This is a genomic window from Flavobacterium sp. AC105, from assembly GCF_979258495.1.
The window spans coordinates 4,112,562-4,125,845 of sequence record NZ_OZ409860.1 but is presented as its reverse complement, the minus strand read 5'-3'; the positions used below and the strand labels follow the sequence as shown (position 1 = coordinate 4,125,845).

Genomic DNA, 13,284 nt, shown 5'->3' with positions numbered 1-13,284 from the left:
TTGGGGTTAAACTTCTTCAGATTTTTTCCCATAATCTTTTGGGAAAATTAAAAAACGAGATAAAATAATACCAGGAACCGTGGCCAGAAAGACCCAAATAAAGAAATTTCCGTAACCCAAATATTCCTGAATATAACCGCTCAACATTCCCGGAAGCATCATTCCTAATGCCATAAAACCAGTTGCAAGTGCATAATGTGAGGTTTTAGATTCTCCTTCGGCAACATAAATCAGAAACATCATAAAAGAAGCAAAACCAAATCCGTAACCAAATTGTTCTATAATAACGACAGCGTAAATATAATAAATTGAAGTGGGATGAAAATGTGCCAGTAACACAAAACCAAGAATGGGTAAATGCATTGCCAGAATCATCGGTAACATCCATTTTGTTAAACCTTGTTTAGAGATCGTAAGTCCGCCTAAAATTCCTCCGGCCAATAAAGCAATCAAACCAAAAGTACCATAAATTAATCCTACGTCTTCGGTTTCTAAACCCATTCCGCCTTTACTGATTGGGTCAACCAAAAAAGGCGTCAGCATTTTAAGCAATTGCGATTCACCTAATCTAAAAACGAGAATAAAAGCCAAAACCAATCCGATTTGTTTCTTTTTGAAAAAGCTCACAAACACAGAACCGAAACTTTTATGATCTGCCTGTTCTTTAGTATCTATTGTATTTTCAGCATTTTTTGGAGTAAAAACAAAGTTATAAAGCGTTAAGAATACCATTACCAAACCAACAAAAACCATAGTTTGTGACCACGCTTTTGTATTATCACCATATTTATGTTCCAGATATCCGGCAAGAAGTACAATCAGTCCGTTTCCGGTTAACATCGCTAATCTGTAGCAGGTATTACGGATTCCTAGAAAAAGAGATTGTTCGTCTTTTTTTAAAGCCAATAAATAAAATCCGTCACTTGCCACATCATTTGAAGCCGAAGCAAAAGCCGCAACCCAAAAAATAGCCAGACTCATCAAAAAGAAATTATTAAGCGGAATGGTAAAACCTACGATTAAAAACGCAATTGAAATTAGCAATTGCATCGCCAGAAACCATTTTCTTTTAGTCCCGTGCAAATCGATAAACGGGCTCCATAATGGTTTTATAACCCACGGCAGATATAATAAACTGGTATAAACACCAATATCTTCGTTGTTGATGCCTAATTTTTTATACATCAATACAGATACGGATGTAATAATTATATAAGGAAATCCGGAAGCAAAGTTGAGCAGCGGAATCCAAAACCACGGTTTATTATCTGTTTTCATTAGGCTGAGCAGGTGAATATATTTTATAATTCTGTTTTAAGTCGATAGCAGTTGGGGTACTTTCGTTTGCAAAATAATCAATAAATGTCACAGCGCAAGCTTTATACTGCTCGATTTTTTCAGTTGGGATAGAAAACGTAATGCTGCCGTCGTATTGGTACACGGCAATTTTGTCAATTATTTTAGTAGCATCATTAATATCTACTTTAGAAACATGTTCACCACCATAAATCACCATATAACGCACTTTTGTGTTCAGCGGAGATTTAATTTTGAAAGCATATTTAGTAGTATCTTTTGTAAATTCATCTACAACAGGCGTATCAATAATAATATGTTTTAAATTGGGAACAGCAGCCGGAAGCGCCGGATATCGGTATTGATTATCGGCCAAAAGGCGCACAATATCAAAGTTTTTATTGATGAACCATTTGGCACTAAAATAAGCACTTCCGCCTACTTTTTTGAAACTTCTTGCAAAATCAACCTGCGTTGGAATTTCACTAACATAATTCCAGCTTTTGTCGCTATCGCCTCTAATTTTATAAGACGCATGACCAATATAAAGCGCAGTATTATTAGAATTTTCAGACCACCATTTTACTAGTTTAGAGTAAGAGGCTCTCGGATTATACATACTCCAATACAATTGAGGCATGATATAATCGATCCATTTTTGGTCCATCCATAAAACTGGATCAGCATATAAATCATCATAATTCGCAGTTGATTGTGTCTCAGAACCTTTTGGGTCAACTGATTTATTACGCCAAACCCCAAACGGACTAATCCCAAATTGAACCCACGGTTTGCTTGCTTTTATAGTAGTAGAAATCGTGTGTACAAAGTTGCTCACATTCGCACGACGCCAATCGGCAAGGCTCAAACCTGCTCCGTATTTTTTGAACGAAGCTGTATCGTTAAATGTTTTTCCAGGAACAGTATACGGATAAAAATAATCATCAAAATGAATCGCGTCGATATCGTATTTATCAACAACTTCTTTTACCACTTTGGTCAAATGTTCCTGAACTTCAGGCAACGCAGGATCATAATATATTTTTCCGCCGTATTCGATCATCCATTCCGGATGTTTAAAAACGTCGTGATTAGGACTCAATTGTTGTTTGTTTAAATCGAAAGTCGCACGATACGGATTCAGCCACGCGTGAAATTCAAAACCTCTTTTGTGCGCTTCTTCAATCATCCAGGCCAATGCGTCGTAATACGGAGTTGGAGCCTGACCTTCTTTACCCGTTAAAAAACGCGACCAGGGCGCCAATTCAGATGGGTAAAAAGCATCACCAACACTTCTAACCTGAACAATTACAGCATTATAATTAAGTTCTTTATAAGCATCTAAAATTTCAAGATAATCAGTTTTCTCTTTTTCAACACCGTCAGTAGCGGTTTTAGGCCAGTCAATATTCACCACAGTTGCAATCCATACACCTCTAAATTCGTTTTTAGGATACATTGTTTTTTCCTGTGCATTGGATTTTAATCCAAAGAAAAATAAAAATAGGATAGAGTATATTAGGTGCTGATTTTTATGCATTTCAATCTTTTTTAACAGAAACCAAAAATAGTTTTTTTAACGGACTATAATAAATAATTCAGAAATTATAATTTGAACGTTACTAAGTTGGTTTTCATGTATTTGTTTTTGAATAAATTTACGATAAAATATTAATTATGTATGCTGTGTGTTGTTTTTGCCACAAAGGCACTAAGGCACAAAGTTTTTTTTGCCACAAATTGCACAAATTAGCTCAATTTTTTTGTTTCTGTTTGATAAAAAAATCTGCCAAATCTGCTAAATCTGCGAGAGAAAATTTTTACTACTCCCGATAGCTATCGGGATAAAATGATTCACACAGATTTTTTAATATGAATTTCACGCAGATTCAAAAAGATTTAAGCAGATGCGCGCAGATTAAGTTATAAAAATCTAAAATTAAATCTGCCTAAATCTGTAAAATCTGCGTGAAACAAAATCATTTTAATTCTGTATCCCGATAGCTATCGGGAGTAGTAAAAATAATTCGTGCTAATTTGTGTAATTCGTGGCAACTTTAACAAGGAAACGAAATTTTTCCCATTGTTACTGAGGGAATTCCTTTGTTTGTCCCGAAATTATAATCACCTCCCGCAACCGTTTCATTGGCTAAAATCGCGAATAAAACCGCTTCTTTCGCATCGCTTAAAATACCCAGATCATCGCTTTTTTGAAATTTGTACGGCAATAATTCCATCAGCCATTTGACCAATAATGGATTGCTTGTGCCACCGCCCGACATATAAATTTTGAAATCTTCTAATTTGTCCGAACTGTTTTTGACCACAAACAAAATCGCTTCAGCAATTGTTTCTGCACTTAAACGTGTTAAAGTAGCTAACAAATCTGGTGCCGAAATATTGTGTAAAGTCGTTTTTGAAAGTGCATTTTGTACAAAATCAAAATTAAATAATTCCTGACCAATGGTTTTTGGGAAACTTTTTTGGAAGAAAGCATTGTTTTTTAATTCGGTTAAAAGAGCTTGATTTACGGTTCCGGTTTGGGCGATTTCGGCGTCTTTATCGTAACTTTTTTCAGGGAAATAATGTTTGGTATAAATGTCGATTAAGGTATTTGCGGTTCCGGTATCGGTTACAAAAACATCGCTAGCGTTTAAAGAAGTGGGCAAATAGGTAAAATTGGCAATACCACCCATGTTGAGCATAATGCGGTTTTCGCCTTTTTTACTAAACAATAGATAATCGCCATAAACCGCCAAAGGCGCGCCTTCGCCACCCGCAGCAACGTGTTTTTGCCTGAAATCAGACAACGTTATAATTCCGGTTTTTACCGCAATATGATCGCCATCGCCAATTTGTAAAGTCGCATTTGGGAATTTTTCCTGCTGATGCAAAAACTTCGGAGCGTGCAAAACCGTTTGCCCGTGCGAAGCAATTAAGTCGACTTCGTGTGCGGCAATATTCCATTTTGAGAGACAATCGTTTACCATTCCTGCATGCAAAATCCCGATCCATTCGTTTAACAAAGCCAAATGCTGAAAATCGATTGTTTTCTGTGCAAACACTTTACGGATTTCGGTTTTAATGTCTTCGGTATAATTGATGGTTTCAAATTCCAGAATTTTTACAACCGTATTTTCACCCGAACCAGACATAGCACAAAGCGCAATATCAAGTCCGTCAAGCGAAGTTCCGGACATTAAACCTATTATTTTTCGGGTCTTTTTTTGAGCGATTTCGTAAAGGGCACTTATATTTTTATTCATTAAAATGATGTTTTTTGTTTGGTAATGCTAAAATGGGATTTATTTGGATATAAATTTAGGGAAAGTTGGGGATTTTTTTTGTTTTGGAAAAACGGGTATATGTACTTGGTTGTTTAGAATTGTTAATTGATATTTTTGATGGATACAAATTTATTTTCTAGAAAAAGGTTTTCCGTAAAATAGTACTGAATTTTAAGATGAAATTTGATTGATTATTAATTTTTATTAACCAATTAAATCAAAAAAGTTATGCAATTAGAAGGTGCTATTATAAAAGAACAAGGTCAGAATTTTGCGATTGTAATTGTTAAATCTCATGTGTTGAATTCAAGTGAACGAGATAATGCAGTTAAGCAATTTTCAAGATATTTTCCAGGAATGCCAATTATCTTAATGGCACAAAATTCTAGAGGAATACCAACATACTATGGACGAACAGATATTGTGAATTTTTTATCCAAATTACATATGTCTCAAATTCCTTGGAAAAGATTTAATTTTAGTTAATGAAATTGGAAGTTTTAATTTTACGGTAAGCATCGGAAGATAATTATAACTTAGAAGAGTAAATAAATAACTAATTAAAGTATTATCTAACACAAAAAAAATTATGGCTAAGTTTACAACAAGAGTAATGTTGCATAAAGATGAAACAAATAAAGAACCACTTGATTGGAATGAATATGAAATTTTACACAAGGAAATGGAAGCGGGAGGTTTTATTAGAACCATAATTGATGACAAGACAAAAATTGAGTATTATTTACCAAATGCAGAATACAATAAAATTGGTAATTTTACTATTGAAGAAGTTTTTTCTTCTGCTGAAAGTGCAGTAAGTAGAACAGGGAAAAATTATTCGATATTAGTGACAAAAGGAAATCGATTCTGGTGTGGATTAGAAAAAGTAAAAAAATAAATCTGATCTCCATGATATTTAAAGAATTAACTATAAATTTAAACATATTGCTTCCTTTACCTAATATAATATTTGTCATTATTGTTGCCATATTAACTGGCTACTTAACTTTTTTAACTACAAAAGGAGAGTTAACGGACGATAGATATACCAATCAATGGAGTAAACTAACAATCAGAGGGAAAAAAGTTTTTTTTACATTGTTTTTTATTGCAATATTTTTATGTTTACAAGAATATAATAATAATATTTCTTCAGATATTAAAGATGGCTTTATAAGAAAAGAAAATAATACAAGAGACTTAGTAATCGCTACAAAAATAAAAGTTGGAATTGATGCAAATAGAAAGAAATTATTCGATGATGTTTCAGAGGCTTTTGCCAAGCAAGGTCTAAAATTGGATACTTTGAAAAAAAATGTTGAAAAATTAAAAGATTCAATTAAGGAGAATGTAAATATTTATAATGGCATAGATTCATTTCTTTCACTTTGTAAAGAAGAACCTATTACACTAACAAATAAATCTTCAAGTGAGTACATTTTTGACCTAAAAATCTGTAATTCCTCTGCACCAAGTCGAAATTTAAATGCAAAAGTCTATGTTGTTTCAATTGATTCAACAAATAAAATGATTTTTTCTAAGGAATTTGAATTATTTCAGTCAAATGCACAGCTAGATAAAGATGCGTCAATTATCCAACAAATTATTGTCCCTTCAGATAGAGATATTAAACTATTTTACTTTCTTATTAAAGGAAGTTGGACAAACGTTGATAAAAACAAAAGTTTTGTTATAGACCATATTTTTCATTATAACATAGAAAATAAACACACAGGAGGAGTTACAGCAATTCATGATAGAGAAATTAGAAATTTTTTAAAATCTATTAAGAGTTTATAACATTTGAAAAGAAAATTACTGACGAAGATTTGGTATAACGATTAATTTGAGTTTTTCTTAGAGAAAATTTACTAGTAATACTAGATAAGATTTATATTAACATATCATTATTTGATCAGTTTCATTAAATAAAATTTTATGGATATTGAAGCAACAATTAATAACCTTATAGATAATACCGAAAATTTCTTTTGGCCAATTGCAGATTCTTTAGAGCATAAGGAAATTCATCTTGGAATCAGATTTGAAGTTCATGTAATTTTTGCAAAAAATAATGAAAAAGTTTTGATCCAAAGGGTTACTGGAGAAGAAGATGATAATCGCCTGCTTTCTGATTTAAGATTTTCTTCTGAAACTAATGAATATAAATTGATTGAAAAGCTAATTGAGAAAGTAGAAGCTCTACAAAAAAGTAAAATGTTTAAGGAAAACCAATATTTAGAAAATTATAAACTCATATTGGATACGAGATATTTTATTAATCAAAATTTTAAATCTTAAAATTGTATGTGCTATCCCAAGTATTCTAAAAACGAAAGACATTATTAGAAGTTTAATACTAGAATTTTGCCCGCTGTTATGAATCTCCTGACTTTGTACCCGATCCAATATGTTTTTTTAAATATGTTTGTCTATCATGGTCGCTCTGAAGTCAGAAGACTTCACAGATCGAGGGAATATCTACTAAGGATGAAGACTTATTGAATAAATGAGCAGTTTGTAAAAGCCGTTGGAGTGACTGGGGTTTATTGGAATTAGCTTTTTTTTGTATTTAGTCAAAACAAAAGTATTCTGCAATTAACTCCAACTGCAAATACATAAGCCATATTTGAATACATATGTGCATGACTCGCTAAATAACTATTATGATTATTCATTCAAATATCAAAAGAAGCATTCAAGCCGAATTAGTTCAAGCAAAATCTGTTTGGATTGCATCAGCTATGATTAGTCATTATGGATGGAAATTTCTTCAAACAAATCTTCCAAAAGATGCAACTCAAAATTATTTAATTGGTATAGACCTTTCTACTGACCCAAAAGTGTTCGAAGATATCCTTACTGATTTAAAGATAAATGCAAGAATTTACGAAACACAATTCACCTTTCATCCTAAGGTATATCTAATTCAACGAATTGATAATTCATTTACTTGTTTTATTGGGTCTTCAAATACAACAAATTGGGGATTCGAAAAAAATATAGAGATGAATTATCAAATTAACGATTTAACGGAATGTGAAAGAATATTAATTTGGTTTAAAGAGTTGTATTCTAAAGGCTACTTAGTTACTCAATCTTTTATTGAAAATTATAAAACTAGATTTGCTAAAACTTCAATCAAAATCAAAGAAATCGAAAAAGAAATCGACAGGATCAAGGAAAATGTTTCAAAAGATAAAGGGCAATTTTTTTCGGCTAATGAGCATGAAGTATTCAATATAAAATATCATCGTCTTGATAATCCTGATCTTAAACGATTAAGAAAAGAAGTAAGAGATAAATTTCTCCAATTACATAAAAAAATATTTCCAAGGTTTCAATCTTATGGACTTAATGATTTACATCACCACCACCAATCCAGAGAAATCGTAAGTAGGCATTTTTTTAATCAATTTAGTGGAAACTATATCAATGCAATATGGTTACATTATGGAAAATCATTTAATCAATTACAGAAATATGCCAGTGGTGATAAGTCTATAAATAAACCCGATTCCTTTATCAATAATATAAGGATGCAAATTATTATTCATGAAAATAGTGTAGGTGTTTGGTTGGTATTAGGGAGAAATAATGGTAGTTTTAAAGATAGAGAGCACTTCAAGCTAAGGATGATGGATAAAAATTTTAGAACAAACTTTTTTAATGCGTTTAAAAATCTTGGAGATGAATACTGGATTAATACACCTAATTCACCAGCAATAAGAGATATTAAAACTCCTGAGGATTTATTAAAAGAAACCAATAAAGAAAGTATTGATAAATATTTTATAATTGGCTGTAATATAGATTATTTAAGTCCAAAACTTTCTAAAGAAAATATTTCATCAACCGTTCTTGATGAATTTAGAAAATTATATCCGCTTTATGATATGATGAAGCATAGTTAGAAAATTTCATGGGTCATAACAGATTAGAATTAAACCAACTCTCCGAAATCTTCTCAGAACATAAAGTATAATTAAAAATTTTGCGTTTAGTGAAGTCAAAGCTATTCAAAGTCTTCAAAAAATCGAAAATCTTATTAAAAGTTCTATGCTGTGCAAAATCTCCTAATTTCGTACCCGTTCAAATAATTAATAAAAAAATTAAACGAGAAACCTCGATCTTTTAAAGTCGAGGTTTTCCATTTATTGTAAAAATCAAAATCTTATTCCACATTCAAATAAGGATTTAAAACTTCTGCTAATTCATTCAGCCAAAAAAAGCCGTCTTCTAAATTGATCAATTCGTTTTGAAGAGTTGGGTCTTGGCGCACAATGCCTAAGGCAAGTATATAATTTAGTTTCCTTATTGCCCTGGACATTTCTTCGGGTTCTATGGTGTCGTTAAAAAAATGGATTAGCCTTTTTTCAGCTTCTTCTGAAAGGGTGTTGGTACTCATAACTCTGTAATATTAGGAAATATAAAACCCATGAGGCTAAGGTGTCCTACACTTACAGAAGTGTTACGGTTGTTTCCAATACCGCCACCATACCACATGGGCAAAAGTTTTTTAGATGTCATGATTCTGTAATTAAGGAACGGCAAATATAGTAAAACCCGCGTAATCACTAGGAGTTTTTTTTAATAAAAAAGCAATTTAACTATCGTTTTGCGTCAATCTTTGTCAGCTTTTGTGCAAGTTGATTAATGCTATTTTAATATATTTCCTACTATTAGTTGTCTTTTTAGCATCATTAAATTACTTTCCAAAAAATCCATTTCCTGTTGAGATCCTTGTCGAAAATGTTTGATTGAATATTTTAAAGCTTCTAGTCTAATTTTTGCTATTGCAATTTCATTTTTTAGTTTTTCCATTTTATTATAATATTTATAAATGTTATATCGAAAAAAATGTATTTTGTTGTAAATATTTAAGAAAAATATTTTTTGAAGCTTTATTTATCAATTTTCAAATAATTTTCTAATGAAACCCGATAGCGCAGATTTGCAATCCGTGCCCGCAAAGTATATAAGTTTTCTCGTGTTTAATTTTTGTCGGAACGAATTACAAATCCGCCCTATCGTTGTATCAATTAGGATAAAATGAATATTATCATCTGATTGAAAAATATTTTTCTTAAATTAGAGAAACAATTAAATTCAAAAAACATGAATCCATCAAAAATAATAGGAATAATTCTAATCATTATTAGTCTCGGTCTGGGATATATAGGCATCAACAAAATAGCTGATAATACAAAAGAAGTTAATTTATTAGGACTAAAAATTAATGCGTCCAACGAATCCGGTAAACAACAGGGATACCTTTATTTAGGGCTGGGCGTCATTTTACTTGTGGGCGGAATTTACACTGTCAACAAATCAAAATAAAGTGCTGTAAGTAGGGATTGTAAATATTGCATGAGGGCATTGTTGGGTAATGATTTCTTGTCAATTAATTTAGACAAAACTTCTTATGAAAAAGAGTGCCCTAGCCCTGATAGAAGTGGAAATCCTTTTGTGTCCGCCGCGGCGGCACAAAAGATTGAAACGAATAGCAGGAAATAGCTCCTGAAAATTCCAATAAATAAATTCCATTTTCAAAAGCCTTCTCCCGAAGCCTCGGGACGCTCAGGATAACATTTGGGTTAATTTCAATATTAAAACTCCAAATTTTAATTCAAAAAGACCCAATCAAAGAAAAACCTCTGAACCTTTGTCCCTTTGCATCTTTGAACCTTAAAAAAATAACTATTTTTGTGAAATCATATTCAGCAAAAATGTCAATACTTAAGGATTTAGAACAATTATCAGCATCGTTAGAAGGAACACTTTTATACGATGATCTTCATAAAACGCTTTATTCGACCGATGCTTCGGTGTACCGGATTAAACCAAAAGCGGTTGCCGTGCCTAAAACGATAGCAGATATTAGTAAACTGATCCGGTTTGCGGCGCATCACCAAATTTCGATTACGCCAAGAACCGCGGGAACTTCGCTTGCCGGACAAACGGTTGGCGACGGAATTGTAGTGGATGTTTCGAAGAATTTTACCAAAATCCTGAATTTTGACCCGATTAAAAAAACGGTTACGGTCGAGCCTGGTGTAATTCGCGACGAACTGAATTTGTTCCTGAAACCTCACGGCGTTTTTTTTGGTCCGAATACTTCGACTTCAAATCGCTGTATGATTGGCGGAATGGTGGGAAATAATTCTTCGGGAACAACTTCAATCAGGTATGGCGTTACGCGAGATAAAATTGTTGAAATCAAAGGACTTTTGAGCGATGGATCTGAAGTGGTTTTTAAAGAGCTGACTTCGGCTGAATTTATCGAGAAAACCAAAGGTGATACTTTAGAAAATAAAATATACAAAAGTCTTTACGACGAACTTTCGGTAAAAGCAACGCAGGACGAAATTATAAAAGAGTTTCCGAAACCGGAGATTCACAGAAGAAATACAGGTTATGCCGTTGATATTCTACTAAAATCAGATTTGTTTGGCGGAACTGAACCAACAATTAACGTGGGAAAATTGCTTTGTGGAAGCGAAGGAACTTTGGCTTTTACTTATGAAATTACCTTAAAAGTAGACGATTTACCGCCTGCGAATAATATTATGGTAGTGGCACATTATCATAGCATTCAGGAATCGCTGGAATCTGTTGTCGTGGCGATGAAACATCATTTATATACTTGCGAAATGATCGACGACACGATTCTGGATTGTACCAAAACCAATCGCGAACACATTAAAAACCGATTCTTTTTGGTTGGAGAACCAAAAGCAATTATGATGTTTGAAGTAGCTTCGCACGATGCGCAAGACGCCGAAAATCAGGCAAATGCTTTAGTGGCGGATTTAGAAAAAAATAATTTTGGTTATGCACTCGTAAAAATTTATGGTGCAGATATTGAAAAAGTAAACGAACTTAGAAAAGCCGGATTAGGCCTTTTAGGAAGTATCGTAGGAGACGATAAAGCAGCCGATTCTATTGAAGATACAGCCGTTGAGTTGAGCGATTTGCCAGCTTATATTGAAGAGTTTTCGGCAATGATGTTACGCCACGGACAAGGCGCAATTTATTATGCGCACGCCGGTGCGGGCGAACTGCATTTGCGTCCGGTTTTGAATCTAAAGAAAACATCAGATCTTAAATTATTCAGAACCATCGCAACAGATGTGGCGATTTTGGTGAAGAAATATAGAGGTTCGTTAAGCGGTGAACACGGCGACGGAATTGTGCGCGGAGAGTTTATTCCGTTTATGATTGGCGAGAAAAATTATGAATTGCTGAAAAGAATCAAATTAGCGTTTGACCCGAATTCGGTTTTGAATATTGGGAAGATTGTGAATGCCTTAAAAATGGACGAAAACCATCGTGTGATTTCGGGCAGGGTAGAACCGGATATTAAAACGTTTCAGGATTTCTCAGATAGTTTAGGAATTTTACGTGCAGCCGAAAAATGTAACGGATCTGGCGATTGTAGAAAATTGCCATCGGCAGGAGGAGCGATGTGTCCTAGTTATCGTGCGACTAAAAACGAAAAAGAAACGACGCGTGCGAGAGCGAATGCGTTGCGTGAATATTTGACGTATTCTGAAAAAGAAAATAAATTTGACCAGAAAGAACTTTACGAAGTTTTTGAGTTGTGTGTGAGCTGTAAAGCCTGCGCCAGCGAATGTCCGAGTAATGTAGACGTTGCCACTTTAAAAGCGGAATTTTTATACCAATATCAAAAAGCAAACGGTTTCTCGACCCGAAATAAGATTTTTGCCCACAATGCAAAACTGAATAAAATGGGAAGTAAGTTTCCGTCGATTACGAATTTTATTTCGAATCAATCTTTGGTTAAAAAAAGTATGGGAATTGCGCCTGAAAGACAAGTTCCGCTTTTGGCGAAAAAGACTTTCAAAAAATGGTACGAAAATCAGAAACCGCAAAATAATAATTTCCCGAACGGACAAGTATATTTGTTTAATGACGAATTCACGAATTATTACGACGTAAATATCGGAATCGATGCTTTTGAATTATTAACGAAATTAGGTTACGAAGTATTAATCGTCGATCACGAAGAAAGCGGAAGAACGTATTTATCAAAAGGATTTCTGGAAGAAGCGAAAAAGATCGCAAATATCAACGTGAATATTTTCAAAGATTTAATTTCCGCGAAAGCGCCATTAATAGGTATCGAACCTTCGGCAATTTTGACTTTTAGAGACGAATATTTACGTTTGTCAGATGATAAAGAAGCTGCCGAAAAAGTATCGCAAAGTGCCTTTACAATCGAAGAATTCTTTAAAAAAGAAATCATCGACGGAAAAATAAAACCGGAATCTTTCTCTGAAGAAAAGAAAGAAATCAAGATTCACGGACATTGCCATCAGAAATCATTGAGTTCGGTTGAAGCGACTTTCGCGATGCTGAATTTACCAACAAATAATACCGTTACAATTTACAATTCCGGCTGTTGCGGAATGGCGGGATCGTTTGGTTACGAAAAAGAACATTATCAGGTGAGTATGCAAATGGGAGAAGATACTTTATTCCCAAAAGTGCGTGCCACTGCCAAAAACGTAAAAATCGCCGCTGCAGGAACGAGTTGCCGCCATCAAATTTTTGACGGAACTAGCCGTGAAGCACAGCATCCGGTTAGTATTTTAAGAAGCTGCTTGCGTTGAGAGATGGCACGCGGATGACACGGATTCACTTCGTGAAAGCGCGGATTAATGCGGATTTTTTTAAT

12 protein-coding genes are annotated in these 13,284 nt (G+C 33.6%); 7 read left to right on the top strand and 5 right to left on the bottom strand.

Annotated features, from left to right (window positions below):
* Nucleotides 1-6 precede the first annotated feature (6 nt).
* From ACZ0AH_RS17000 to ACZ0AH_RS16990, 3 genes are all read right to left on the bottom strand, one after another.
* Nucleotides 7-1,278 (bottom strand): MFS transporter, encoded by a 1,272-nt coding sequence (locus tag ACZ0AH_RS17000; RefSeq protein ID WP_463476986.1) that lies wholly within the window; start codon nt 1,276-1,278, stop codon nt 7-9.
* The gene (locus tag ACZ0AH_RS16995) at nt 1,265-2,836 is read right to left on the bottom strand and encodes a glycoside hydrolase family 10 protein (RefSeq protein WP_463476985.1); all 1,572 of its coding nucleotides are present in this window, start codon (nt 2,834-2,836) and stop codon (nt 1,265-1,267) included. Before ACZ0AH_RS16995 ends, ACZ0AH_RS17000 begins: the two co-directional genes overlap by 14 nt.
* A 517-nt stretch (nt 2,837-3,353) precedes the next feature.
* Nucleotides 3,354-4,562, bottom strand: a complete 1,209-nt coding sequence (locus ACZ0AH_RS16990; RefSeq protein ID WP_463476984.1) for an anhydro-N-acetylmuramic acid kinase — start codon at nt 4,560-4,562, stop codon at nt 3,354-3,356.
* 249 nt (nt 4,563-4,811) lie between these two features.
* On the opposite strand from ACZ0AH_RS16990, the gene ACZ0AH_RS16985 reads away from it, so the two are divergent.
* From ACZ0AH_RS16985 to ACZ0AH_RS16965, 5 genes are all read left to right on the top strand, one after another.
* A complete protein-coding gene (locus ACZ0AH_RS16985) occupies nt 4,812-5,069 on the top strand; it encodes a hypothetical protein (RefSeq protein WP_463476983.1) in 258 nt (85 codons plus the stop codon).
* Nucleotides 5,070-5,172: 103 nt separating this feature from the next.
* Complete coding sequence (locus tag ACZ0AH_RS16980) at nt 5,173-5,481, top strand: hypothetical protein (protein ID WP_463476982.1); 309 nt, start codon at nt 5,173-5,175, stop codon at nt 5,479-5,481.
* Nucleotides 5,482-5,492: 11 nt separating this feature from the next.
* Nucleotides 5,493-6,383 (top strand): hypothetical protein, encoded by an 891-nt coding sequence (locus ACZ0AH_RS16975; protein ID WP_463476981.1) that lies wholly within the window; start codon nt 5,493-5,495, stop codon nt 6,381-6,383.
* A gap of 138 nt (nt 6,384-6,521) precedes the next feature.
* Complete coding sequence (locus ACZ0AH_RS16970; protein WP_463476980.1) at nt 6,522-6,884, top strand: hypothetical protein; 363 nt, start codon at nt 6,522-6,524, stop codon at nt 6,882-6,884.
* A gap of 365 nt (nt 6,885-7,249) precedes the next feature.
* Nucleotides 7,250-8,497 carry a phospholipase D-like domain-containing protein gene (locus ACZ0AH_RS16965; protein WP_463476979.1) on the top strand — a complete coding sequence of 416 codons (1,248 nt, stop codon included), beginning with the start codon at nt 7,250-7,252 and terminating at the stop codon, nt 8,495-8,497.
* A gap of 260 nt (nt 8,498-8,757) precedes the next feature.
* Here the strand turns inward: ACZ0AH_RS16965 and ACZ0AH_RS16960 are convergent, their stop codons facing one another.
* Together ACZ0AH_RS16960 and ACZ0AH_RS16955 are read right to left on the bottom strand one after the other, a co-directional pair.
* Nucleotides 8,758-8,991, bottom strand: coding sequence for a hypothetical protein (locus ACZ0AH_RS16960; RefSeq protein ID WP_463476978.1), 234 nt, complete (start codon nt 8,989-8,991; stop codon nt 8,758-8,760).
* A gap of 251 nt (nt 8,992-9,242) precedes the next feature.
* Nucleotides 9,243-9,407: a hypothetical protein gene (locus ACZ0AH_RS16955; RefSeq protein WP_463476977.1), complete on the bottom strand. Its 165-nt coding sequence runs from the start codon at nt 9,405-9,407 to the stop codon at nt 9,243-9,245.
* Between the two features lie 294 nt (nt 9,408-9,701).
* Between ACZ0AH_RS16955 and ACZ0AH_RS16950 the strand changes: the two genes are divergently transcribed.
* Nucleotides 9,702-9,923 (top strand): hypothetical protein, encoded by a 222-nt coding sequence (locus tag ACZ0AH_RS16950; protein WP_463476976.1) that lies wholly within the window; start codon nt 9,702-9,704, stop codon nt 9,921-9,923.
* 389 nt (nt 9,924-10,312) lie between these two features.
* Nucleotides 10,313-13,219 carry an FAD-binding and (Fe-S)-binding domain-containing protein gene (locus tag ACZ0AH_RS16945; protein WP_463476975.1) on the top strand — a complete coding sequence of 969 codons (2,907 nt, stop codon included), beginning with the start codon at nt 10,313-10,315 and terminating at the stop codon, nt 13,217-13,219.
* Nucleotides 13,220-13,284: the final 65 nt, after the last annotated feature.

Bases quoted from the DNA above. Each gene is read 5' to 3' on its own strand.
- ACZ0AH_RS17000 (WP_463476986.1), bottom strand. From the start codon at position 1,278: ATGAAAACAGATAATAAACCGTGGTTTTGGATTCCGCTGCTCAACTTT.
- ACZ0AH_RS16995 (WP_463476985.1), bottom strand. From the start codon at position 2,836: ATGCATAAAAATCAGCACCTAATATACTCTATCCTATTTTTATTTTTC.
- ACZ0AH_RS16990 (WP_463476984.1), bottom strand. From the start codon at position 4,562: ATGAATAAAAATATAAGTGCCCTTTACGAAATCGCTCAAAAAAAGACC.
- ACZ0AH_RS16985 (WP_463476983.1), top strand. From the start codon at position 4,812: ATGCAATTAGAAGGTGCTATTATAAAAGAACAAGGTCAGAATTTTGCG.
- ACZ0AH_RS16980 (WP_463476982.1), top strand. From the start codon at position 5,173: ATGGCTAAGTTTACAACAAGAGTAATGTTGCATAAAGATGAAACAAAT.
- ACZ0AH_RS16975 (WP_463476981.1), top strand. From the start codon at position 5,493: ATGATATTTAAAGAATTAACTATAAATTTAAACATATTGCTTCCTTTA.
- ACZ0AH_RS16970 (WP_463476980.1), top strand. From the start codon at position 6,522: ATGGATATTGAAGCAACAATTAATAACCTTATAGATAATACCGAAAAT.
- ACZ0AH_RS16965 (WP_463476979.1), top strand. From the start codon at position 7,250: ATGATTATTCATTCAAATATCAAAAGAAGCATTCAAGCCGAATTAGTT.
- ACZ0AH_RS16960 (WP_463476978.1), bottom strand. From the start codon at position 8,991: ATGAGTACCAACACCCTTTCAGAAGAAGCTGAAAAAAGGCTAATCCAT.
- ACZ0AH_RS16955 (WP_463476977.1), bottom strand. From the start codon at position 9,407: ATGGAAAAACTAAAAAATGAAATTGCAATAGCAAAAATTAGACTAGAA.
- ACZ0AH_RS16950 (WP_463476976.1), top strand. From the start codon at position 9,702: ATGAATCCATCAAAAATAATAGGAATAATTCTAATCATTATTAGTCTC.
- ACZ0AH_RS16945 (WP_463476975.1), top strand. From the start codon at position 10,313: ATGTCAATACTTAAGGATTTAGAACAATTATCAGCATCGTTAGAAGGA.